The 24,666-nt window shown below is 41.4% G+C and carries 17 protein-coding genes and 1 tRNA gene; 15 read left to right on the top strand and 3 right to left on the bottom strand.

Annotated elements, in window-relative coordinates:
- Positions 1-29: 29 nt before the first annotated feature.
- Positions 30-1,457, bottom strand: a complete 1,428-nt coding sequence (gene cysG, locus I6E82_RS16140) for a siroheme synthase CysG (protein ID WP_024600081.1) — start codon at positions 1,455-1,457, stop codon at positions 30-32.
- A gap of 286 nt (positions 1,458-1,743) precedes the next feature.
- Here cysG and deoC point away from each other — a divergent pair, with 286 nt between their 5' ends.
- Both deoC and I6E82_RS16130 read left to right on the top strand, forming a co-directional pair.
- Positions 1,744-2,490 (top strand): deoxyribose-phosphate aldolase, encoded by a 747-nt coding sequence (gene deoC / locus I6E82_RS16135; protein ID WP_197118284.1) that lies wholly within the window; start codon positions 1,744-1,746, stop codon positions 2,488-2,490.
- A 10-nt stretch (positions 2,491-2,500) separates the two neighbouring features.
- Positions 2,501-3,349, top strand: coding sequence for an SPFH domain-containing protein (locus I6E82_RS16130; RefSeq protein ID WP_007580116.1), 849 nt, complete (start codon positions 2,501-2,503; stop codon positions 3,347-3,349).
- 50 nt (positions 3,350-3,399) lie between these two features.
- Here I6E82_RS16130 and I6E82_RS16125 read toward each other — a convergent pair whose 3' ends face one another.
- The gene (locus I6E82_RS16125; RefSeq protein WP_165722179.1) at positions 3,400-4,530 is read right to left on the bottom strand and encodes a CsgG/HfaB family protein; all 1,131 of its coding nucleotides are present in this window, start codon (positions 4,528-4,530) and stop codon (positions 3,400-3,402) included.
- 136 nt (positions 4,531-4,666) lie between these two features.
- On the bottom strand, positions 4,667-8,647 hold the full coding sequence (locus tag I6E82_RS16120; protein ID WP_197118283.1) for a hybrid sensor histidine kinase/response regulator transcription factor: 3,981 nt from the start codon (positions 8,645-8,647) through the stop codon (positions 4,667-4,669).
- Positions 8,648-8,811: 164 nt separating this feature from the next.
- Here I6E82_RS16120 and I6E82_RS16115 point away from each other — a divergent pair.
- The 13 genes from I6E82_RS16115 to I6E82_RS16055 form a co-directional block, all read left to right on the top strand.
- Positions 8,812-8,888 (top strand) — tRNA-Trp (locus I6E82_RS16115).
- A 132-nt stretch (positions 8,889-9,020) separates the two neighbouring features.
- Entirely contained in the window at positions 9,021-9,398 is a 378-nt protein-coding gene (secE, locus tag I6E82_RS16110) for a preprotein translocase subunit SecE (RefSeq protein ID WP_002958877.1), read from the top strand.
- A 4-nt stretch (positions 9,399-9,402) separates the two neighbouring features.
- Positions 9,403-9,966 carry a transcription termination/antitermination protein NusG gene (nusG, locus tag I6E82_RS16105; protein WP_007580122.1) on the top strand — a complete coding sequence of 188 codons (564 nt, stop codon included), beginning with the start codon at positions 9,403-9,405 and terminating at the stop codon, positions 9,964-9,966.
- Between the two features lie 213 nt (positions 9,967-10,179).
- On the top strand, positions 10,180-10,608 hold the full coding sequence (rplK, locus tag I6E82_RS16100) for a 50S ribosomal protein L11 (protein ID WP_002958879.1): 429 nt from the start codon (positions 10,180-10,182) through the stop codon (positions 10,606-10,608).
- Between the two features lie 3 nt (positions 10,609-10,611).
- Positions 10,612-11,316, top strand: a complete 705-nt coding sequence (gene rplA, locus I6E82_RS16095; protein ID WP_007580124.1) for a 50S ribosomal protein L1 — start codon at positions 10,612-10,614, stop codon at positions 11,314-11,316.
- A gap of 322 nt (positions 11,317-11,638) precedes the next feature.
- Entirely contained in the window at positions 11,639-12,133 is a 495-nt protein-coding gene (gene rplJ, locus I6E82_RS16090) for a 50S ribosomal protein L10 (RefSeq protein WP_002958881.1), read from the top strand.
- Positions 12,134-12,210: 77 nt separating this feature from the next.
- Positions 12,211-12,573: a 50S ribosomal protein L7/L12 gene (gene rplL / locus I6E82_RS16085; protein ID WP_002958882.1), complete on the top strand. Its 363-nt coding sequence runs from the start codon at positions 12,211-12,213 to the stop codon at positions 12,571-12,573.
- A 271-nt stretch (positions 12,574-12,844) separates the two neighbouring features.
- Positions 12,845-16,870 (top strand): DNA-directed RNA polymerase subunit beta, encoded by a 4,026-nt coding sequence (rpoB, locus tag I6E82_RS16080; RefSeq protein ID WP_007580127.1) that lies wholly within the window; start codon positions 12,845-12,847, stop codon positions 16,868-16,870.
- Positions 16,871-16,974: 104 nt separating this feature from the next.
- Positions 16,975-21,150 carry a DNA-directed RNA polymerase subunit beta' gene (gene rpoC, locus I6E82_RS16075; protein ID WP_007580130.1) on the top strand — a complete coding sequence of 1,392 codons (4,176 nt, stop codon included), beginning with the start codon at positions 16,975-16,977 and terminating at the stop codon, positions 21,148-21,150.
- A gap of 194 nt (positions 21,151-21,344) precedes the next feature.
- A complete protein-coding gene (gene rpsL, locus I6E82_RS16070) occupies positions 21,345-21,719 on the top strand; it encodes a 30S ribosomal protein S12 (protein WP_002958885.1) in 375 nt (124 codons plus the stop codon).
- Positions 21,720-21,816: 97 nt separating this feature from the next.
- Positions 21,817-22,287: a 30S ribosomal protein S7 gene (rpsG, locus tag I6E82_RS16065; RefSeq protein WP_010555004.1), complete on the top strand. Its 471-nt coding sequence runs from the start codon at positions 21,817-21,819 to the stop codon at positions 22,285-22,287.
- A gap of 27 nt (positions 22,288-22,314) precedes the next feature.
- Positions 22,315-24,429 carry an elongation factor G gene (gene fusA / locus I6E82_RS16060; protein ID WP_007580132.1) on the top strand — a complete coding sequence of 705 codons (2,115 nt, stop codon included), beginning with the start codon at positions 22,315-22,317 and terminating at the stop codon, positions 24,427-24,429.
- A gap of 62 nt (positions 24,430-24,491) precedes the next feature.
- On the top strand, positions 24,492-24,666 hold a 175-nt coding region (locus I6E82_RS16055; protein WP_231616946.1), incomplete at its 3' end, for a GTP-binding protein.

Raw genomic sequence — 24,666 nt, 5'->3', positions numbered from 1 at the left:
TGATTAAAAGTTACAAATTTAAAATTCGGTTATGTATTTGATACATCTGTTAGCGGCTGTGCAAAGCTGCTTGTTTGCTCGTTTTTCCCAAACCACGCTAGTTGCGAGTGCAGGGCGGCTACTTCACCAATAATGAGTAGCGCAGGCGATATAATGCTGTTGCGTTCAATTAAGTCGGCAAGTTCGCCTAATTGGCCTGTTACTACACGCTGATTTTTACGTGTACCGTTTTCGATAATGGCAACAGGTGTGTCGGCTTTGCGGCCATGTTTTAAAAGCTCGCTTTGTATGTGCGGCGATTTAATTACGCCCATGTAAATAGCAAGCGTTTGATTTGCTTTTGCCAGCGATTGCCAATCAAGTTCTTGACCGTCTTTTTTACAGTGGCCAGTTACAAATTGAATGGCTTGTGCGTGGTCACGATGCGTAAGCGGAATACCCGCATAAGCACTACAACCTGCAGCGGCTGTAATACCTGGTACAATTTGATAATTTACGTTGTTAGCAGCTAGTACTTGTACTTCTTCGCCACCACGACCATAAATAAACGGGTCGCCACCTTTAATGCGGCACACTTTTTTGCCTTGTTTAGCAAGGTCGACCAGCATTTGGTTGGTGTCGTCTTGAACAACACTATGATCGCCCAAACGTTTGCCTACACAAATAAGGTCAGCATCACGACGCACTAATTCCATAATTTCGTCAGACACTAAAAAGTCGTATACAACCACATCGGCTTGTTGCATAAGTTGCAGTGCTTTAAGTGTTAAAAGCTCTGGATCGCCAGGGCCTGCACCTACTACATATACTTCGCCTTCAGGTTCTGCTTTAGCATCTAGCATTTGCTCTAGTTGCTGCTGTGCGGCTTGAGTATCACCGGTTTGCACTTTACTCACGACAGATGAGTCGAACACGCCTTCCCAAAATTGGCGGCGGTCTGAAAAATGTTTAAAGCGTTTTTTTACTTTGTCTCTAAAGCCACCTACAAGTGTTGCAAGTGGGCCAATATGATGCGGAATAAGGGTTTCGAGCTTTTCGCGTAAGCGACGCGCAAGTACCGGCGCTGTGCCTGCACTTGATATAGCAATCGTAATTGGGTCGCGGTCAACAATGGATGGAAATATAAACGTACATTTAGGTTGGTCATCAACCACGTTTACAAATACATTGCGGGCATTGGCAAGTTCAAATACGTTGTTGTTTACTTCATCGCGGTCGGTTGCTGCAATAACAAGCATTTTTCCATCGAGATGCGACTCATCAAAATAAGCATCAATAAGCGTTACTTCATTATTATGCGCATGCTCTTTTAGTTCGTCGCAAAACCAAGGCGCTACTAAAGTAACGCTTGCTCTCGCTTTTAAAAACGCGCGACATTTGCGTAATGCGACCTCTCCACCGCCAACAACCAATACTGGTTTGTTGTCGAGTTTGGTAAAGATAGGTAAATACTGCACGTTAATAAGACCCCTAAACAAATTCAAATATAAGAAAACGCTTTATTCTGATAAGCAGAATATAGCGGCTATCAATAAGTAAAAAATAATTAAAACCAAGTTGATATAACCAAAAGTTATAATAGGTGGGCTTTTTAGGCCTAAGAGTTAGTTAACAAGGGATTGCGCCGAGTTACAAGTAAAATAAACAGCTTATAGTGTTTGGTTATGAGCTATAGCGAGTTTGGTTTAATTTGTTAATATGGAGACATATTCTATTTTGTACTCAAGAGGCAACGGAGCTCTAATGACACAACACCAAAAAGATGCCGCATTAGCAGTCGCACTGATGGATTTAACAAGCTTAAATACCAGCGATACCACCAAAAGCATTCAAGCACTTGTTGATAACATAAATCCTACCTTAGGTACGCCTGCCGCCGTATGTGTTTATAGCGACTTTGTTGATGATGCAAAAATAGCACTCGCAGCGCGTGAGCTTAATCACGTAAAAGTTGCAACGGTCACTAATTTTCCAACAGGTGATGCGCCACTGAGTGATGTAATTAACGAAACACTTATTGCAATAGAGCGCGGCGCTGACGAAATTGATTTGGTTATTCCTTACAAAAAACTCATAGCGGGCGATGTTCAAACAGTACTTAGCTATGTAAGCGAAAGTAAAAAAGCATGTGGGTCGCGCGCCCAACTAAAAGTAATAATAGAAAGCGGTGAGCTAAAAACCGAAGCGCTAATAACGCAGGCTACTCAATTGGCAATTGAAGGTGGTGCCGATTTTGTAAAAACCAGTACGGGTAAAGTGGCCATTAATGCAACCCTTGAATCAACAAGAATTATGCTAACAGCCATTAAAAACTCGGATAAATGTGTGGGCTTTAAAGCTGCCGGCGGTGTTAAAACTGTTGCCGATGCCAGTGATTATTTAGCGCTAGCACGCGCAATAATGGGTGATGATTATTTGCAAGCAAATACATTTAGGTTTGGTGCTTCAAGCTTGTTAAGTGACGTTTATACAATATTAAAAAGTAATTAAAGGAAAGATGATGAGAGCAAGAAACTCCGGGACACAAACACTGTTTAATAACCTATTTAAAGGTGCATTGGTTGTAGGAGTCGTTGGTTTTGGATTAACTGCATGTACTAACCCAAGCACACCCGCAGGTGAAGAAGGTTACGTATTCGAAAAGCCGCGTGTATTTGGTGAAGGTGGTTATCAAGGAACAATGAAGGGCCCATCTAATTACGGTATGTCATTACTGCGAAATGAAGTGGTAAACATCGATATGCGACCTAATACATATACCGAGACATTTAGAATCTTAGCGAATGATGATTTAAATATTAAATTTGATTTTCATGCTGTTATTGCTATTGAGAGTGGCTCTGTTAAAACTGTGGTAGAGCAGTACGGCGCCGAAAATTGGTATAAACGCTTTGTACGTGAAACTTTTAGAACGTATGTGCGCGATACAGTACAAAAATACGATAGTGGTGAGCTTAAAACAAATCGTGAGAAAATTGCGAAAGAAGTGACTCTGCGCCTGCAAAGTTATTTATCGACAACGCCGTTTAAACTTGCAAACGTTGTAGTAGGCAATATTAATTACCCCGATATTGTTGCTAATGCAGTTGAGAAAAAATTGGCAGCTCAGCAGCTATTATCGGAAAAAGAAACACAAAAAGAGATTGCCAAAAAAGACGCTGAAATTAGGGTTGAAGAAGCCAAAGGGATTGCTCAAGCTCAGAAGATAATTAACGCAACACTAACAGCTAATTACATTCAACATGAAGCTATTAATGCACAAATAAAAATGGCTGAGTCACCTAATCATACAACTGTTTATATTCCGGTAGGTAATAACGGAGTACCACTTGTTAAAGGCGCTAACTAGATAGTGAGTACTTGGGTAGCTCTTTTTATTAGCTACCCAAGTCAAAGCCATTAATTAAACTTAAACATGTTGCCTATACTTTCGAGGCTTGATTTGTTCGTTTTAGCAATACAACCACTATCATCAAGTGACTTTTTAGTTGTTTCATCAGCTAAACCCGTTACCTTTAATTTTTTGTCTTGTTGGTACTCACGAAGTGCGATAACTGTTTTACGATCGTACTCAACATCCTGTGTTTCGAATTCTTCGTAATCAGGCTGGTTTCTTAGGTAACCCAAACATACCAAGCTTAGGCGCGACATTGCTAAATCCATCTTTTCATAATGTGGCATTCTATGAGTGGGTACATCAACTGTTACAGCGCTCTTGCTGGCTGTTTTTGCTTGTACAGCTGCCGGTGGCGGCGCAGTGTAACCCGATGCTAAAGTGTTATTACTGTTATAGCGATAGTAAGTATCTGGAATTTTAGTTTCTAAAAACTCAACCGCTTTAATAATAACTTCACGAAGGGCTTTTTCTTTAGGGGTATCAGACCATCCACTAATATTACCGCCAACAAGTGCGCCACCAAAGTTGGTTGCGGCTCCAGTAAAGTCAAAATCTTTACTGCCACCTTCAACACTTGTTGCAGCTAAAATGCGTGATGTGCGTGTATCTATTAGACGAAGATCAATCGCCATATGCGAGCCTGAGAAACCAGCGGATACAGAGCTAAATACATCACCCATAAAGCCGCCACTGCCAACACTTGCACCAGAGCTATCGTCATCAAATTCAGTTACGGCAGCAATAACGACTATTTCAGCGCCTTCAATCTCACCATAAGCGGCACCCGATGATGCACTAACGCGACCTGAGGCTGCTAGGTCTTGTTCTGATAAAACAGCATCAAGCGCTTGGCGCTCTAAAACAATAAAGCGATTTGTTGATACGAGTGCCGTAGTTAATTGATCAGCCATACCGTCGCCTATTTCTTTACGCCACCATTTTGAGTTGTTTGATTTGTCGGTAAAGCGTGCAACAGCAATGCGAGCTTTGGGCCCATTGTATTGTTCTTGGGCGACAGTGTTTATGTCTGGTGAATTTTGACCTGACGTAACATTTGTGGAGGTGCTTTGACAAGCGCTCAGAGTGGTAGTTAATAGTGCCGTTAATAATAGTTTTTGTGGTGCTTTTAACATATGACTGTCCTTAATTAATATGCTCAAGGGAAATGCAGTGCATTTCCTTTAATATTTAAATTCATGTTAATTTAGTTAAATCAGTAGGTTAATAATAGTACTGGTGCGAAATATTTAGTCACACAGGCGAAATTTATCAGGATTGTTCGCGAAACTGTTTTGGGGACATATTATATTTTGCTTTAAAGCACCGGGCAAAGTAGCTTTGTGAATTAAAGCCAACTTGCTGTGCTATTAGGCCAATTGCAAGCTCACTATTTTTTAAAAGCTCTTGTGCAAATTCTAAACGAATATTTCGAATGTAATCGCTTGGTGTTAGGTTGTACAAGGCTTTCATTTTTAATTGTAAAGCGCGAGGGCTAAGGTAGAGCGCTGCTGCAAATTCTTCTACGCTAAATACTTCGTCTTGGTAATGCTCTTTTACTGTCGTTTTTACACGCTCGGTAAATACATAATCTTTACTTTGCGACATTTGTGGGTCGAGCTGGGTTGTTTGTGATAAAGCAGGTAGTTGTTGTTTTAAATGTTGATTAAGTACTTCTCTAATCGTTAATAACCCTTGAACGCGGCTGAGTAACAGCTGCGGCTCAAAAGGTTTACTCAAATAGTCATCAGCAAGTAAGTCTAGGCCCTTTAATTTACTGTGCGTATCTGCCTTTGCTGAAAGTAATAACACCGGAATATGGCTAATAGCCGTGTCGCTGCGCAGTGCTTTAATAAACTGATAGCCATCCATAACAGGCATCATTACATCACTTATTACCAAGTCAGGCATTTCGTTTTTACATAAAGCTAAACCTAGCTCTCCGTTAGTTGCACTTATACACGTGAAGCTACTAATAAATAGTGACGTTATTAAATCACGCATTTCATCGTTGTCTTCAATAATAAGAATCTTATTACTTTTTACTGCACATAGATTATTGTTTTTAGACACAGCAAGAGCAGTAAGGTTAGAGGTTTTGTCTATTTGAGTTGTTGGGAGTGAAACAGTAAAACAACTGCCTTTGTTTAATTCACTTTTAAGTTCAATAGTTCCTCCATATTGCTCAACTAGCTGCTTCACCAGCGCTAAGCCAATACCGCTACCGCTTTGATTACTCGTATCTATGCGTGTAAATCGTTGAAAAACGGTTTCAAGGTGCTCTTTATCTATACCAACACCAGTATCTGAGACTGTGATGATTAATGTTTGTTTTTGAGTTAATAGCTGAAGTAATACTTTGCCAGTGTTTGGAGTGTATTTTTGGGCGTTACTTAATAAGTTACTGATAATAGAAATTGTATGATTTAGCTCTAATTTAATGGGAATAGTTTTTTGTGTTAAATCTTCAAACTCGAACGTAATATTTTTTTGTTTAAATAAAGGGGTGAAATCTTCAATTAATTGTTCAACTACCGGCTTTATAGCATAGGGTGTGACGTGTTTCACTGCTGTGCTTGGGCGCTGACTGAGCTGTAAAAGTTGGTTTATTTGATCCAATAGCTTATAGCTATTACGTTGAATCATCGCTAGTTTTTGTTGGGTGTCTGAATCCTTATGGCTTTTTTGTAAACTCTCAAGTGGCGCTAATATTAAGCTCAATGGTGTTTTAAGTTCATGGCTAACATTATCTAATAGTTGGGTTTTTAAGTTGCTAAGTTCTTTCTCTTTTAAGTTTGCTTGCTCTGCAACGTTAGCTCTATACCTTGCTGTTATAATTAACCACATTATAAATAATACGATAATGATGTAAGTGACATAGGCAACATTGTTCTTCCACCAAGGTGGAGTAACTTTAAGCGCAACCATTGTTTTATCATCACTCCATTGACCGTATTGATCTTTAACTTTTACAATAAAGTGATAGCTTCCAGCGGGAAGTTGAGAATAACTAACTTGCCTCTGGTTTTTGTTTGCGTATAAAAACTGCTTATCTAACCCAGCTAACTTGTAAGCATATTGGTATTGAGAAGGGGGCTCTGCACTGTTTAAAGCAGAAAATTTAAAGCCTATAACACCATCTTCTTCTTTAAAAAAGAGTTTGTCTGTATAGCTTATAAGCTTAGCCGTTTGGGTCTTGTTTTTTATATATTGCTGCGTCGCGACTGACTGGTTATAAATAAGTAAGTCTGTAATAACGGGTTCTGGGGGTTGAGTTGCTAGGGTTAGTTTTAACGGATCAAATTGATTAAAACCGTTAATACCACCAAAAAATAGCTCGCCGTCATCTGCTTGAAAGGCGGCGCCTAAAATAAAAGAATGATGCTGTATACCGTTTGCGGGTAAAAAATGCTGCATTTGTTGGGTTTGAGGAGCGTAACGGGTTAGGCCTTGGTTGCTGCTTAGCCACAAGTAACCGCTGCTATCTTGTTTAATTGCAAAAATATTATCGTTAAGTAAGCCATCAAACTCTGTAATGTTTATTACTTTGTTTGTTTGGATATTTAATTTATTGAGCCCGCCAAAAGTACCTACCCATAAAGTGTTTTTATCTTGTAAATGCAAGGATGTAACCATGTCATGCGTTAAACTATTAGGCTTTTTAAGATCGCTTTGGTAATGAGTGAATGTTTCATCATGTAAAGAAAGTTTATTTAACCCTGCGCGGGTTCCTGCCCATATAGCGTTGTTGTCGCTGTCATAAGTAATACTAAAAACAGTATTATTTGAGATACTATTTTTATCTGCGGTGTATTTAAAATTTGTAACCTGTAAAGTATCGGGATTAAATCGCGTTAAGCCTTCGTTACTGCCCAGCCATAAATTACCACTTAGATCACCTTCGATTGCATAAATACGGTTACTACTGAGTTGATGGCTTTGCACAGTAAAAGCCGAAAAGTTATCATTAATTGGGTTGTAAAGCAGTAAACCACCTCCGTATGTGCCTATCCATACGCGTTTATTGGCATCTTCATAAAGACTAAATATATTGTTATTAGTTAAGCCTACATCTTGATTTTTATCTGTTTTATAGCGTTTAAATCCTGTGTCAGTTTGTTTGTTAAGTCCGTCGCGCGTACCCACCCAAAGTAAGTTGTTACTGTCGTTGAGTATTGCTCTTACAAAGTCATTCGAGATAGAAGCTGGGTTATTGCTTTGATGTTTTTGATGACCAAACTGAGCCTGTCTTTTATCATAGCGATGTAATCCATAGCCGTCTGTACCAATCCAAATAATGCCTTGAGGGTCTTGGTAAAGTGATAATAGGTGATCGTTAGCTAAGCCATGTTTTAAATCTGGAGAGTGAGTAAGTTGACGAAACTCGCTACTTAATAAATTATCTGTAGCTTGGTAATAAAGACCATGACCATAAGTGCTTACCCATAATTTTTTTTCATCATCAAAAAGTATATCTGTGACCCAAACATTTTTGAGTTGCTCAAAGTTATAAAATGCGAGTGTGTTTGAGTCAAAAACACTTAGACCAGTCTTACCTCCTATAATAAATTTGCCGTTTGCTGCTTTTTTTAATTGCCAGAGCTGTTCAGGGCTATTAGGTATATGTTCGAACCGATGTGTTTGTGTATCGAACTTAATCAGCCCGATACTACTTGCTAACCAAAGGTTTTTTTGATCATCAAAAAGAACATCCTTAAAAACAACATTTAAGTGATTCGTGCCCTGATAAGAAAATAATTCGGTAGTACCTGTGTATGTATCTAAACGAGTAAGTTGCCCTTTATCGTGACCAATCCAAATGATTTGTGGCGAATTAGAAGAAATTGATGAAATACGTTCGTTTGTAATAGGGGGAGCTGAGTACTGGTTAAAAACACTAAAACTTCCTGTTTCAGTATTTAATAAGTTAAGTCCATTACTTGTTGTAGCAAACCAAATGTGGCCGTTTCCTAAATTCAGGCAGTCCGTAATCCAATTTCCCGAAATACTAGGTTGTGAAGGATTGAATTTATAGTGCTTAAATTCATACCCATCAAATCGGTTTAAGCCACCTTGGGTAGCAAACCAATGAAACCCTTTTTCATCAGTGGTACTGCAGGTAATTGAATTTTGTGATAAACCTTGTTCATTTGTATATGTATCTAAGTACAATGGCAGGGCATAAGAACTAATATGAAATAATAATAAAAAGCTAATAATTTTGTATCTTATGATTGTTTTTATTGCTTTCACAGACTTCCTATCTAATTGTGAGTCCCTATAATTTGGACAATCATAAACTGCTTTTTAATCAATGTTAAGATTGATTTTTTAATGCAATGCCGAGATTTTCCAATGTGGGTATCTTTTAGGCTTGTGTTAATGGACTGCGTAAGTATAATAGGCATCCACTTTGCAGGGGCGTAGTTCCAATTGGTAGAACAGCGGTCTCCAAAACCGATGGTTGGGAGTTCGAATCTCTCCGCCCCTGCCAGTTTTACTTGTGGTTTGAGTAGTCTGAGATTAAAAACCGGTTTAAATTAAGTCTGTTTTTAAGTTTAGATTTTAATGGATTAACCTTACCGTAGTGTAGGGTTGTTGTGTCTGTAGTTAAGGTAATAATATTATGAGCACGAATGTAGAAACACCATCAAGTGCGATGGAGTCAGTAAAGTGGTTAGTAGCAATCGCGCTACTTGCAGGCGCAGTTGTTGGTAATCACATGTATGCAGATCAATCTGTACTACTACGTGCTATCGGCGTTGTTGTTGCAATAGCGGCCGGATTAGCAATTGCCTCGCAAACATTTAAGGGACGTAACTTTCTTGCTTTCGCTAAAGAAGCTCGAATTGAAGTACGCAAAGTTATTTGGCCAACGCGCCAAGAAACTACCCACACGACATTAATTGTAATGGTTGCAACAGTGATTATGGCACTTATCCTTTGGGGATTAGATGGCATTTTATTCCGCGCTGTAGGCTTTTTAACTGGATTGGAGATCTGATCCCATGTCGGATGAGAACGAGAACAAAGAAATTAAGTTACGTTGGTATGTAGTACAAGCCTTTTCTGGTTACGAAAAGCGTGTAGCTCAAACGTTAACTGAACACATTAAAATCGAAGGTCTTGAATCGAGCTTTGGTGAGATACTAGTACCAACTGAAGAAGTTGTTGAGATGCGCGCTGGCCAAAAGCGTAAATCTGAGCGTAAATTCTTTCCAGGTTATGTATTAGTACAAATGGATATGAATGACGCAAGCTGGCACTTAGTGAACAGCACTGAACGTGTAATGGGCTTTATTGGTGGAACGTCTGATCGTCCTGCTCCAATAACTCCTAAAGAAGCAGAACGCATTCTTAATCGCCTTCAAGAAAATGCTGAAGCACCTAAACCTGCTACATTATTTGAACCAGGTGAAGTTGTTCGCGTTACAGACGGACCATTTGCAGATTTCAGTGGTGTAGTTGAAGAAGTTGACTACGAAAAGAGCCGCGTAAAAGTATCTGTACTTATTTTTGGTCGTTCTACGCCAGTTGAGCTTGAATTCGGTCAAGTTGAGCAAGATAAGTAATTGATTAAAAAAGCTTCGCTAATTTTTATTTAAATTTTGGCATGAAGCTTGAAAAAGGCCGCTGATTAACTTATAATCAGCGGCCTTTTTGTATTAAGGTAAAATTTATTTTTACTGTGCAAAAAGTACGAAACCAATTTTTAAACTGGGAAGCCGTTAGAGTACGCGTCCTCGCGCGCACAAGGCTGAGACCCACCAAATGAGGTATTTATAATGGCTAAAAAAGTTGAAGCTCTAATCAAGCTACAAGTTGCCGCTGGTATGGCTAATCCTAGTCCTCCAGTAGGTCCTGCACTAGGTCAACACGGTGTAAACATCATGGAATTCTGTAAAGCGTTTAACGCACGTACAGAGTCTATCGAAAAAGGCGCTCCAGTTCCTGTAGTGATCTCTGTTTACGGTGACCGTTCATTTACGTTCGACATGAAAACGCCACCTGCTGCTTACTTACTTAAGAAAGCTGCTGGTATCAAGTCAGGCTCAGGCCGTCCTAACACTGATAAAGTAGGCACAGTAACTCGTGCTCAACTTGAAGAAATTGTTGAGACAAAACGAACTGACCTTACAGCTGCCGATATGGACGCAGCGGTTCGCACTATCGCAGGTTCTGCGCGTGCGATGGGCTTGAACGTAGAGGACTAAGAAATGGCTAAATTAACTAAACGTATGCGTACTATCCGCGAAAAAGTGGAAGTAACAAAAGATTACGAAATCAATGAAGCAGTTGCTCTTTTAAAAGAGTTAGCGACAGCTAAATTCGTAGAAAGTGTTGACGTTGCCGTTAACCTTGGTATCGATGCTCGTAAATCTGATCAAAACGTTCGTGGTGCTACTGTACTACCTAACGGTACTGGTCGTGACGTTCGTGTTGCTGTATTCACACAAGGCGCTAATGCAGAAGCTGCAAAAGAAGCCGGTGCTGAATTAGTAGGCATGGAAGATCTTGCTGAACTAGTTAAAAAAGGCGAGATGAACTTTGACGTTGTTGTTGCATCACCAGACGCTATGCGTGTTGTTGGTCAACTAGGTCAAATCTTAGGCCCACGTGGTCTAATGCCAAACCCTAAAACTGGTACTGTAACGCCTAACGTTGCAGAAGCAGTTAAAAATGCTAAAGCAGGTCAAGTACGTTACCGTAATGACAAAAATGGCATCATCCATACTACTATTGGTAAGGTTGATTTCACTGCAGAGCAATTACAACAAAACCTTGAATCTCTAATTGTTGCGCTTAAGAAGGCTAAACCTTCTCAAGCTAAAGGTGTTTACTTGAAGAAAGTAACTATCTCTACAACAATGGGCGCAGGCGTTTCTGTTGACCAAAACACTTTAAGCACAACTGTAGCTTAATCAGTGTTTACATGGCGTGAAATTTGTACTATAATTTCGCGCCATTTTGTTGATTAATTTATTAATTGGCAAAGTAAAGAATTCGGGTTGAAGTCCATAATTTCGTTAAGCCTTCGGGGTTAACGATAAATTGGGCTTCCGTCCAAGACCGTAGGTGGCTTCGGCCTTAATATTCACCTACGTAGACGGTGTAGACCCCAGATAGATTTTTCCTAATCCTTCTGGCTCTCGCCGTAAAAAGCATCTCTACCTTGTTTGGTAGGGAAGAGTAGAACAGGGGAATCCGATAATCGGTATCCCCATTAAACCAGGAGTAACACCCATGGCTTTAAATCTTCAAGGCAAAAAAGCAATAGTTGCTGAAGTCAACGAAGCAGCCAATGGTGCTCTATCTGCAGTTGTTGCAGATTCTCGTGGTGTAACAGTTGGCGCAATCACTGCCCTTCGTAAAGAAGCTCGTGCAAATGGTGTTTGGATGAAAGTTGTCCGTAACACTTTAGCAAAACGTGCTCTTGAAGGAACAGATTTTGAGTGTCTTTCTGATTCATTTGTTGGTCCAAGCTTAATCGCTTTCTCATCAGAGCACCCAGGTGCTGCTGCGCGTATCTTTTCAGATTTCGCGAAAAAGAATGAGAAATTCGAGCTTAAAACGGCCGCTTTTGAAGGAAATGTTGTTGATGCAGCAATGCTTGCTACATTACCTACATACGACGAAGCTGTTGCACGCTTAATGAGTGCTATGAAAGAAGCGTCTGCTGGCAAATTGTGTAAAACAATTGAAGCAGTACGTGTACAGAAAGAAGAGCAAGCTGCTTAATTTTAAGCTGTTTAATCTCACTTTCGGTGTAAAAATTTATTTGGACGTAATGTCCGTTAATTATTAGGAAATTTGTAATGTCTGTATCTAAAGACCAAATCCTTGACGCAATTGCTGAAATGTCAGTAATGGACGTTGTTGCTCTTATCGAAGCAATGGAAGAGAAATTCGGCGTAACTGCTGCAGCTGCAATGGTAGCTGGTCCAGCTGCTGAAGCTGCTGAAGAGAAAACAGAATTTGACGTAATCCTTACTGGCGCTGGCGCTAACAAGGTTTCTGCAATCAAAGCTGTTCGTAGCGCAACTGGCCTTGGCCTTAAAGAAGCGAAAGCTCTTGTTGAAGCTGCTCCTACACCTGTTAAAGAAGGTGTATCTAAAGAAGAAGCTGAAGCACTTGCAAAAGATCTTACTGAAGCTGGTGCTGAAGTTGAGGTTAAGTAATTTAGCTTTTGCTAAGTTCGCTGCCTGAGAAATCAGGCAAGGGCTGGTGATTATTTAATCACCGGCCTTTTTGCGCTATAGAGTGATGCACTCTTTTAGCTCAAATAAAATCTGATTTTTTCTTTACTTTCAACGCTTTATAGTTTGCTAGTGTTAAAGTGGGATCTAATTAGAACAACAGTTAAATGTTGTAAAATCTTGGCATAGCTGCCAGTTAAGTCTGTTCTTACAAGAACAGGTCGGGTCAAAGATCAGCAAGCTGAGGAACCCCATGGCTTACTCTTATTCTGAAAAGAAACGTATCCGTAAGGATTTTGGTAAACGTCCACAAGTTTTGGATATACCTTTTTTACTGTCTACACAGTTAGAATCGTTTAAAAAATTCTTAGTGCCGGACGCTGATGGCGATCATGGTTTGGAAGCTGCCTTCCGTTCTGTGTTCCCTATTAAAAGCTACTCGGGAAATTCTGAGCTTCAATACGTAAGTTACCGTATTGGTGAGCCAGTTTTCGATGTAAAAGAATGTCAAATTCGCGGTGTGACTTATTCTGCTCCACTTCGCGTGAAACTGCGTCTTGTTGTTATGGACAAAGAAGCACCAGGCACAGTTAAAGACATTAAAGAGCAAGAAGTTTACATGGGCGAAATTCCGCTCATGACAGATACCGGTACTTTTGTAATCAATGGTACAGAGCGTGTTATCGTTTCTCAGCTACACCGTAGCCCTGGTGTATTCTTTGATAACGACCGCGGTAAAACCCATTCATCGGGTAAAGTATTATATAACGCACGCGTTATACCTTACCGTGGTTCATGGTTAGACTTCGAATTTGATGCAAAAGATAACTTATATGTACGTATTGACCGTCGTCGTAAATTACCGGCGTCTATCATCCTACGTGCACTAGAGTATTCTAGCGAACAAATCCTAGATATGTTCTTCGATAACACTACGTTTGAAGTAACGAATGGTAAAGTTCTTATGGAACTTGTACCTTCGCGTTTACGTGGTGAAACTGCCGCTTTTGATATCAAGAGCGAAGACGGTGAAGTATTTGTTGAAAGCGGTCGTCGTGTTACGGCTCGCCACATCAAGAGCATCGAAAAGAAAGGCATTAAGCAATTAGAAGTACCACATGAGTACATCATTGGCCGTATTGTAGCTAAAAACTATGTTGATGAGTCAACTGGTGAAGTTATTGCAAATGCAAATGACGAGCTAACTCTAGAGCTAATGGCTGAATTGGTTAAAGCCGGTTACACTAAAATTGATACGTTATATATCAATGAAGTGGACAGCGGTGCTTACATGTCAAATACATTAAACATTGACTCTGCAAGCAGCCGTTTAGAAGCACTAGTAGAAATTTACCGCATGATGCGCCCAGGCGAGCCACCGACGAAAGACGCGGCTGAAGCCTTATTCCAGAACTTGTTCTTCTCTGAAGAACGTTATGACTTATCTACTGTAGGTCGTATGAAGTTCAATAGCCGTGTTGGTTACGATACAGACACAGGCCCTGGCACATTAAGCAAAGAAGACATCGTGTCTGTTATGAAAGTATTAATTGCTATTCGTAACGGTCAAGGCGATGTTGATGATATCGATCACTTAGGCAACCGTCGTATACGTAGTGTTGGCGAAATGGCTGAGAACCAATTCCGTGTTGGTCTAGTACGTGTTGAACGTGCTGTACGTGAGCGTTTAAGCTTAGGTGACCTTGACGCGATAATGCCACAAGATCTTATTAACGCTAAGCCTATTTCGGCAGCTGTTAAAGAGTTCTTCGGCTCGTCTCAGTTATCACAGTTTATGGACCAAAATAACCCACTATCAGAAGTTACGCATAAACGTCGTATCTCTGCATTAGGTCCGGGCGGTCTAACTCGTGAACGCGCAGGCTTTGAAGTACGTGACGTTCACGTAACTCACTATGGTCGCGTATGTCCAATCGAGACTCCTGAGGGTCCAAATATCGGTCTAATTAACTCGTTGTCTACGTACGCACGTACAAATGACTACGGTTTCTTAGAAACACCTTACCGCAAAGTGGTAGACGGTGTTGTAACTGATGAAGTTGATTATTTATCAGCCATTGAAGAAGGTCAGTTTGTTATCGCACAGGCGAACTCAAACTTAACTGAAACCAATGAGTTTGTTGATGAACTTATCCCATGTCGTCACAAAGGTGAATCTACCTTTATGGGTCGCATGGACCAGCAGTATATGGATGTATCACCACAACAGGTGATTTCTGTAGCGGCAGCACTTATCCCGTTCCTAGAACACGATGATGCTAACCGTGCATTGATGGGTTCAAACATGCAACGTCAAGCAGTACCAACATTGAAAGCGGATAAGCCGTTAGTAGGTACTGGTATTGAGTTAACACTAGCGAAAGATTCTGGTGTAACTATCGTTGCTAAACGTGGTGGTGAAGTAATGTATGCTGACGCAAGTCGCATCGTTGTAAATGTACATGAAGAAGAACGCATTCCTGGTGAAGCGGGCATCGACATCTACAACTTAACCAAATACACACGTTCAAACCAAAATACATGTATTAACCAAAAACCAACTTGTATGGTTGGCGAACCGGTTACTCGTGGTGACGTGTTAGCAGATGGTCCTTCGACTGACTTAGGTGACTTAGCCCTTGGTCAAAACCTTCGCGTGGCATTCATGCCATGGAACGGTTATAACTTCGAAGATTCAATCTTGTTATCAGAGCGCGTAGTTGAAGAAGATCGTCTAACGACTATCCATATTCAAGAACTACAGTGTGTTGCCCGTGATACTAAATTAGGTCCAGAAGAGATCACTGCAGATATCCCGAATGTGGGTGAGTCTGCGCTAGGCAAGCTTGATGAATCAGGCGTTGTATATATTGGTGCTGAAGTTAAAGGCGGCGATATCCTAGTAGGTAAAGTGACTCCTAAAGGCGAGACACAGCTTACACCTGAAGAGAAGCTACTGCGTGCTATCTTCGGCGAAAAAGCGTCTGACGTTAAAGACAGCTCTTTACGTGTACCAAATTCTGTAACTGGTACTGTAATTGACGTGCAAGTTTTCACCCGTGATGGTGTTGAAAAAGATAAACGCGCGTTAGAAGTTGAAGACATGCAGCTTCGCGAAGCGAAGAAAGACTTCAACGAAGAGTTCCGTATTTTAGAAGCAGGCGTTTTAGACCGTGCACGTAAGCTACTTATAGCTGCTGGTTTTGATGAAGATAAACTTGCATCTCTAAATGCTGAAAAAGTGCTTACGCAAAGCCTTGCTGAAGAAGACAAGCAAGCTGAGCTTGAGCAGCTTGCTGCACAGTACGATGAGCTTAAAGCTGAATACGATAAGAAGTTTGAAAACAAACGTCGTAAAATTACCCAAGGTGATGACTTAGCACCAGGCGTACTTAAGATTGTTAAAGTATACCTAGCTGTTAAACGTCGTATCCAACCGGGTGATAAAATGGCGGGTCGTCATGGTAACAAAGGTGTTATCTCGACTATCGTACCAGTAGAAGATATGCCTTACGATGACAAAGGTCGTACGGTAGATATCGTATTGAATCCACTAGGTGTACCATCACGTATGAACATCGGTCAGATCCTTGAAACACATATGGGTCTTGCTGCACGTGGTATCGGTGAACGTATTGAAGAGATGATGAAAGAGCAACGTGAGCTTCATGAGCTACGTGACTTCATCAAGCAAGCATACGAAATTGGCGAATCTCGCCAAGTTGTAGATATTGCTAGCTTCACTGATGACGAAATTCGTCGTCTAGCTGAAAACTTAAAAGGTGGTTTACCAATAGCTACTCCTGCATTTGATGGCGCGAAAGAAAGCGAAATCAAAGACATGCTTGAGCTTGCGGGCTATCCTCGTAGTGGTCAGGTTACACTTTATGATGGCCGTACTGGCGATCAGTTTGAACGTCAAGTAACTGTTGGTTACATGTACATGCTTAAACTTAACCACTTGGTTGACGATAAGATGCACGCACGTTCTACTGGTTCTTACAGCCTTGTTACTCAGCAGCCGCTGGGTGGTAAAGCACAGTTCGGTGGCCAGCGTTTTGGTGAGATGGAAGTATGGGCACTTGAAGCTTATGGTGCTGCTTACACTCTACAAGAAATGCTAACAGTGAAATCGGATGACGTGAACGGTCGTACTAAGATGTATAAAAACATCGTTGATGGTAACCATAAAATGGAACCAGGTATGCCAGAATCGTTCAACGTATTGTTGAAAGAAATCCGCTCACTGGGTATCAACATCGAGTTGGAAGAAAATTAAGCCAATTAGATGCTGCAGTTAACGCTGCAGCATCTGTTACGGCTGAATAGAATGTAGGGACGAGATTATCCGTCCTCAAGATTAACTCCGACAGGAGAGCTAAGGTGAAAGACTTACTTAAGTTTCTGAAGCAACAAAATAAGACCGAAGAATTCGATGCAATTCGCATTGGTCTTGCTTCACCAGACATGGTTCGTTCATGGTCATACGGTGAAGTAAAGAAACCTGAGACTATTAACTACCGTACTTTCAAGCCTGAGCGCGATGGCTTATTCTGTGCCCGTATTTTCGGCCCAGTGAAAGATTATGAGTGTTTATGTGGTAAATATAAACGCCTTAAACACCGTGGTGTGATCTGTGAAAAGTGTGGCGTTGAAGTAACACTCACTAAAGTGCGACGCGATCGTATGGGTCATATCGACCTTGCGAGCCCAGTTGCACATATATGGTTTTTAAAATCATTACCGTCACGTATTGGCTTAATGCTAGATATGACGCTTCGTGATATTGAACGTGTTCTTTACTTCGAATCATTCGTAGTAACTGAACCTGGTATGACAACGCTTGAGCGTGGTCAGTTATTAGGTGAAGAAGAATACTTAGATTCACTAGAAGAGCACGGTGATGAGTTTGAAGCTAAGATGGGTGCTGAAGCAGTTTTAGACTTGCTTCGTGAACTTGATCTTGCTCAATTAATTGCTGAGATGCGTGAAGAGTTACCAACAATTAACTCTGAAACTAAGCGTAAAAAAATCACTAAACGTCTTAAGTTAATGGAATCGTTCCACCAATCAGGTAATAACCCTGAGTGGATGATCATGACAGTACTTCCAGTATTGCCACCTGATCTACGCCCATTAGTACCATTAGACGGTGGTCGTTTTGCGACATCTGATCTAAATGACCTTTACCGTCGTGTTATTAACCGTAATAACCGTCTTAAGCGTCTACTAGATTTAGCAGCACCAGACATTATTGTACGTAACGAAAAACGTATGTTACAAGAAGCGGTAGATGCGCTACTTGATAACGGTCGTCGTGGTCGTGCAATTACAGGTTCTAACAAACGTCCTCTTAAATCTCTTGCTGATATGATCAAGGGTAAGCAAGGTCGTTTCCGTCAGAACTTACTTGGTAAGCGTGTGGATTATTCAGGCCGTTCTGTAATCACAGTTGGTCCTACACTTAAGCTTCACCAATGTGGTCTTCCTAAGAAGATGGCACTAGAGCTATTCAAACCATTCATCTATGGCAAACTAGAACGTCGCGGCATGGCTACGACAATCAAAGCTGCTAAGAAGATGGTTGAACGTGAAGTTCCGGAAGTATGGGATGTACTTGACGAAGTAATTCGTGAACATCCAGTATTACTTAACCGTGCACCAACACTTCACCGTTTGGGTATCCAAGCGTTTGAGCCTGTGCTTATCGAAGGTAAAGCGATTCATTTGCATCCATTAGTATGTGCGGCGTACAACGCCGATTTCGATGGTGACCAAATGGCGGTACACGTACCGTTAACAATCGAAGCGCAGCTTGAAGCTCGTGCATTGATGATGTCAACAAACAACATTCTATCTCCTGCGAATGGTGAGCCAATCATCGTTCCTTCACAGGATGTTGTATTGGGTCTTTATTACATGACTCGTGACCGCATTAACGCTAAAGGCGAAGGCGCGATATTTAAAGATCCAAAAGAAGCAGAAAAAGCATACCGCAGTGGCAATGCAGACCTTCACGCAATTGTGAAAGTACGTATTAGCCAATCAGTTAAAAACGAAGACGGCGTAGTAGAAGATACTATTACTGTTATCGATACAACTGTTGGTCGTGCAATTCTGTCTCTAATTTTACCTAAAGGCATGCCGTTTGCGTCAATCAACCAGCCGCTAGGTAAAAAGCAGATTTCTGGCTTATTGAATGAGTGTTACCGTCGTCTAGGTCTTAAAGATACAGTTATCTTTGCTGACCAAGTTATGTACACCGGTTTCCATTATGCAATGAAGTCAGGTGTTTCTATCGGTATTGATGACTTAGTTATCCCACCGGTTAAAGCACAGATAATTGAATCAGCTGAAGCTGAAGTTACTGAAATCAACCAACAATTCCAATCAGGTCTTGTAACGGCTGGTGAAAAGTACAACAAAGTTATCGATATCTGGTCACGTGTAAACGAAAACTTATCACGTGAGATGATGTCTAACTTGTCGAAAGACACAGTTATCAATGCACAAGGTGAAGAAGTAGAGCAACCGTCATTTAACTCAGTGTTTATGATGGCCGACTCAGGTGCTCGTGGTAGTGCTGCACAGATTCGTCAGTTGGCGGGTATGCGTGGTCTAATGGCACGTCCAGATGGTTCAATCATCGAGACTCCAATCACAGCTAACTTCCGTGAAGGTCTAAACGTACTTCAGTACTTCATCTCAACGCATGGTGCGCGTAAAGGTCTTGCCGATACAGCACTTAAAACAGCAAACTCGGGTTACCTAACGCGTCGTCTAGTAGACGTTGCACAAGATTTGGTAATCAATGAAGATGACTGTGGCACAGAAGATGGCTTAACAATGAAACCGCTTATTGAAGGTGGTGATGTTGTAGAAGCACTTCGTGAACGTGTTCTAGGTCGTGTTGTTGCTGAAGATATTGTGATTCCAGGTACTAATACAGTGCTTGTTGAACGTAATATCATGCTAGACGAAAAACTGTGTGATCTTTTAGAAGAGCATTCAGTAGATGAAGTTCGTGTACGTTCTGTTATCACTTGTGATAATGACTTTGGTGTTTGTGCTAACTGTTATGGTCGTGACCTAGCACGTGGTCATATCATCAACGCTGGTGAATCAGTGGGGGTTATCGCGGCACAGTCAATTGGTGAGCCGGGTACACAGTTAACAATGCGTACCTTCCACATCGGTGGTGCGGCATCTAGAGCGTCTGCAGAAAATAATGTACAAGTTAAAACTAACGGTACATTAAAACTTCATAACTCTAAGTACGTATTAAACACAGACGGTAAGATTGTTATTACCTCTCGTTCTACGGAAATTACTATCATTGATAGTCATGGTCGTGAGAAAGAGCGTTATAAAGTACCTTACGGTGCGGTATTAACAGTGCAAGACAATGCTGAAGTTCTAGGTAACGATATCGTTGCTACTTGGGACCCGCATAGTCACCCAATCGTTCTTGAGCATAAATCAAAAGTATCGTTCAGCGATATCGATGATTCAAATACTGAAGCACAGACTGATGAGCTAACTGGTTTAACCCGTGTAGTTGTAAAAGATCTTGCTAAAGTAAATACGAAAGAACCAAAGCTTATCATCGAAAGTGAAGAGCGCGGTCTGCAAGAAACACGTCTTCCTTCATTCACGACGATTGAAGTTATTGACGGCGTTACAGCAAACCCAGGTGACGTGTTAGCACGTATTCCGCAAGAAGGTTCGAAAACTCGTGATATCACGGGTGGTCTACCACGCGTAGCCGACTTATTTGAAGCTCGTAAGCCAAAAGAACCAGCTATATTAGCTGAAGTAACTGGTACAATTAGCTTCGGTAAAGAGACTAAAGGTAAGAAGCGTTTAGTTATTACTCCAGCTGAAGGTGATCATTACGAAGAGATGATTCCTAAATGGCGTCAACTTAACGTGTTTGAAGGTGAGCAAGTGTCTAAAGGTGAAGTTATCGCCGATGGTCCTGAATCACCGCATGACATCTTACGCCTACGTGGTGTGACTCATGTTGCTAACTATATCGTTAACGAAGTGCAAGAGGTTTACCGTTTGCAAGGCGTTAAGATCAATGACAAGCACATTGAAACAATTATCCGTCAAATGTTACGTAAATGTACCATTATGCACGGCGGTGATACTGACTTCTTAGCCGGTGAGCAAATCGAAGTGGCGCGCGTTAATATCGCAAACCGTGACCTTGAAAAACAAGGTAAGATACCAGCTAAGTTTGAAATCCAGTTAATGGGTATCACAAAAGCATCACTAGCAACAGAATCTTTCATCTCTGCAGCGTCTTTCCAAGAGACAACACGTGTTCTTACAGATGCGGCAGTGAATGGTAAGAGCGATGAGCTTCGCGGTCTTAAAGAAAACGTAATTGTGGGTCGTTTGATCCCAGCCGGTACCGGTTTTGCGTATCATCAAGAACGTATGGCTCGCCGTAAACAAAGCAAAGTAGTAGTAGAAGAGCAAACAGTAAGTGCAGAAGAGGCAACTCAAGCACTTACAGACGCTCTAAATGCTGATTTGTCTGGAAATCAATAAACTGTTATTAATCAATAGATTAAGTGATCGCAAGTCAGTTATATGCTGTCTTGCGGTTAGTTTAGGTTGACAGGTTAAACTTTGCTCATTAAAATTCCGCCACCCATTTACTTGTGTGCTTAATGCAGGCTCGTAAATAAAGGGCGGATTTTTTATTTTTTTCAGTAGTAATTTTAATTTCAGGAGCTATTTAAATGGCAACTATTAACCAGCTAGTGCGTAAGCCACGCCGTAGCAAGGTTACGAAAAGTAACTCAGCTGCACTAAAAGCGTGTCCGCAAAAGCGCGGTGTATGTACTCGCGTATATACAACTACACCTAAGAAACCAAACTCGGCGTTACGTAAAGTAGCACGTGTACGTTTAACTAACGGTTTCGAAGTAACTTCATACATTGGCGGTGAAGGTCATAACCTTCAAGAGCATAGTGTAATCCTAATCCGTGGTGGTCGTGTTAAAGATTTACCAGGTGTGCGTTTTCACACTGTTCGTGGTGCACTTGACTGTGCAGGCGTTAGCGATCGTCGTCAAGCTCGTTCTAAATACGGTGCAAAACGCCCTAAAGGCTAATTGTTTTCCGTTAGTAAGGCCAAGCACTAAATATTTATAATTATTGTTTTGGGTGATTGACTCGAAAGAGCAAACCTGAATAAACCGGAGATACAAAATGCCTAGAAGACGCGTAATCGGTCAACGTAAAATTCTTCCAGATCCTAAGTTCGGATCGGAACTTCTTGCTAAATTCGTTAACATCGTGATGTTAGACGGCAAGAAATCTACTGCTGAAAAAATTGTTTATGGTGCGCTAGACGTGGCTGCTGAGAAATCAGGCAAGTCGCACCTAGAAATCTTTGAAACTGCACTTGATAACATCCGCCCACAGGTAGAAGTTAAATCTCGCCGTGTTGGTGGTTCAACTTATCAAGTACCAGTTGAAGTACGTCCAGTTCGTCGTAACGCATTAGGTATGCGTTGGTTAGTAGACGCTGCACGTAAGCGTGGCGAAAAATCTATGGGCTTACGTTTAGCTCAAGAAATCGTTGACGCTTCTGATAATAAAGGCACTGCGGTTAAGAAACGTGAAGACGTTCACCGTATGGCTGAAGCGAATAAAGCATTCGCTCATTACCGTTGGTAATCTGTCTTTAACCTTTAAGAGGATCATATGGCACGTACAACTCCACTTGAGCGCTATCGTAATATAGGTATTGTCGCTCACGTAGATGCAGGCAAAACCACCACAACAGAACGTGTTCTGTTCTACACGGGTCTTTCTCATAAGATCGGTGAAGTACATGATGGCGCTGCAACTATGGATTGGATGGAGCAGGAACAAGAGCGTGGTATCACAATCACTTCTGCTGCAACAACGTGTTTTTGGAAAGGGATGGACGCTCAATTTGACGCCCATCGTATCAATATTATTGATACTCCAGGACACGTAGATTTCACTATCGAAGTAGAGCGTTCTTTACGCGTATTAGATGGTGCGGTAGTTGTTCTTTGTGCTTCATCTGGTGTACAGCCGCAAACTGAGACAGTTTGGCGTCAAGCGAACAAATACGAAGTTCCGAGAATGATCTTCGTAAATAAAATGGATCGCACGGGCGCTGACTTCTTAGCTGTGGTTAGCCAGGTGAAATCTCGTCTTGGAGCAACGCCTGTTCCAATTCAGTTGCCTGTAGGCGCTGAGGACGACTTTAAAGGTGTTATTGACCTTATAAAAATGAAAGTGATTAACTGGAACGAAGCGGACCAGGGTATGACTTTCTCTTATGAGGCAATACCGGCAGAACTTCTGGAATTAGCTGAAGAATGGCGCTCTCACTTAGTTGAAAGCGCTGCTGAAGCAACAGAAGAACTAATGGATAAATACTTAGAAGGTGAAGAGTTAAGTGAAGCAGAAATTAAAAATGCTTTACGCCAACGAACATTAGCTAATGAGATTGTTCCAGTTACTTGTGGTAGCGCATTTAAAAACAAAGGTGTTCAAGCTGTGCTTGATTGCGTTGTTGAATATATGCCCTCACCAGAGCAAGTGAAACAAATCCAAGGTATCTTAGAAAATGGTACTGAGGAAGAACGTCCAGCTAATGATAAGGCGCCGTTTGCTGCACTCGCTTTTAAGATTGCAACAGACCCGTTTGTTGGAACCTTGACCTTTTTCCGTGTTTACTCTGGTACTGTTAAACAGGGTGACACGGTATATAATCCAGTAAAAAGTAAGCGTGAGCGACTTGGCCGTATCGTACAGATGCATTCAAACTCTCGTGAAGAGATCAAAGAAGTTTTCGCAGGCGACATCGCGGCAGCTATTGGTCTTAAAGACGTAACAACAGGTGAAACACTGTGTGATCCGAATTCTATTATTACGCTTGAGCGTATGGAATTCCCTGAACCAGTAATCTCTATTGCGGTTGAGCCTCGCACTATAGCTGACCAAGATAAGATGGGTATCGCGCTGGGTAAACTAGCTGCTGAAGACCCTTCTTTTCGAGTACAAACTGACGAAGAATCAGGCCAGGTTATAATCTCTGGCATGGGTGAACTTCACCTAGATATCATCGTCGACCGTATGAAACGTGAATTCAGTGTTGAATGTAACGTTGGTAAGCCGCAGGTCTCATACCGAGAAGCTATTCGTTCAACTGTTAAGGTTGAAGGGAAGTTTATACGTCAGTCAGGTGGTCGTGGTCAATATGGTCACGTTTGGATTAAACTTGAACCGATGGATATTACGGATGATGAGTCACCAATTTACGAGTTCGTTAACGAAACCGTAGGTGGTTCTGTTCCTAAAGAGTTCGTCCCTGCGGTAGACAAAGGTATCCAAGAGCAAATGTCTCAAGGTGTACTGGCAGGCTACCCATTACTTGGCGTTAAAGCGACTTTATATGATGGTTCATTCCATGATGTAGATTCGAATGAAATGGCATTTAAAATAGCAGGTTCACTGGCAATGAGAGATGGGGCGCTTAAAGCTAACCCTGTACTACTAGAGCCAGTAATGAAGGTTGAAGTACTCACTCCTGATTCAAATATGGGTGATGTAGTTGGCGACTTAAACCGTCGCCGCGGCATAATCGAAGGCATGGAAGATGCATTAGGTGGACTTAAGCAAATTAATGCGCAGGTTCCTCTTTCTGAAATGTTTGGTTATGCGACTGCTTTACGATCTGCAACACAGGGCCGTGCCTCATACTCTATGGAGTTTGTGAAGTACGCTGAAGCCTCTAAAAACGTTGCAGATACAATAATTTCAGCTCGCGCTGTTATATAATTTTAGCTTGTCTGGCTCAATAGTGAGTCAGGCTTTAATTTCTTTATTAGGAATTTTTTAAGATGGCAAAAGAAAAGTTTGAACGCGTAAAACCGCACGTAAACGTTGGTACAATCGGCCACGTTGACCACGGTAAAACTACACTAACTGCAGCAATCACTAACGTACTTGCAAAAGTATACGGCGGTGTTGCTAAAGATTTCGCATCAATCGACAACGCTCCAGAAGAGCGCGAAC

Origin of the sequence: Pseudoalteromonas sp. NZS11, from assembly GCF_015864765.1 — a bacterium.
Lineage (GTDB): Bacteria > Pseudomonadota > Gammaproteobacteria > Enterobacterales > Alteromonadaceae > Pseudoalteromonas > Pseudoalteromonas arctica.
The sequence above is the reverse complement of the archived record's forward strand: the minus strand, read 5'-3'. Positions and strand labels throughout refer to the sequence as shown.

Bases quoted from the DNA above. Each gene is read 5' to 3' on its own strand.
- deoC (WP_197118284.1), top strand. From the start codon at position 1,744: ATGACACAACACCAAAAAGATGCCGCATTAGCAGTCGCACTGATGGAT.
- I6E82_RS16130 (WP_007580116.1), top strand. From the start codon at position 2,501: ATGAGAGCAAGAAACTCCGGGACACAAACACTGTTTAATAACCTATTT.
- I6E82_RS16125 (WP_165722179.1), bottom strand. From the start codon at position 4,530: ATGTTAAAAGCACCACAAAAACTATTATTAACGGCACTATTAACTACC.
- secE (WP_002958877.1), top strand. From the start codon at position 9,021: ATGAGCACGAATGTAGAAACACCATCAAGTGCGATGGAGTCAGTAAAG.
- nusG (WP_007580122.1), top strand. From the start codon at position 9,403: ATGTCGGATGAGAACGAGAACAAAGAAATTAAGTTACGTTGGTATGTA.
- rplK (WP_002958879.1), top strand. From the start codon at position 10,180: ATGGCTAAAAAAGTTGAAGCTCTAATCAAGCTACAAGTTGCCGCTGGT.
- rplA (WP_007580124.1), top strand. From the start codon at position 10,612: ATGGCTAAATTAACTAAACGTATGCGTACTATCCGCGAAAAAGTGGAA.
- rplJ (WP_002958881.1), top strand. From the start codon at position 11,639: ATGGCTTTAAATCTTCAAGGCAAAAAAGCAATAGTTGCTGAAGTCAAC.
- rplL (WP_002958882.1), top strand. From the start codon at position 12,211: ATGTCTGTATCTAAAGACCAAATCCTTGACGCAATTGCTGAAATGTCA.
- rpoB (WP_007580127.1), top strand. From the start codon at position 12,845: ATGGCTTACTCTTATTCTGAAAAGAAACGTATCCGTAAGGATTTTGGT.
- rpsL (WP_002958885.1), top strand. From the start codon at position 21,345: ATGGCAACTATTAACCAGCTAGTGCGTAAGCCACGCCGTAGCAAGGTT.
- rpsG (WP_010555004.1), top strand. From the start codon at position 21,817: ATGCCTAGAAGACGCGTAATCGGTCAACGTAAAATTCTTCCAGATCCT.
- fusA (WP_007580132.1), top strand. From the start codon at position 22,315: ATGGCACGTACAACTCCACTTGAGCGCTATCGTAATATAGGTATTGTC.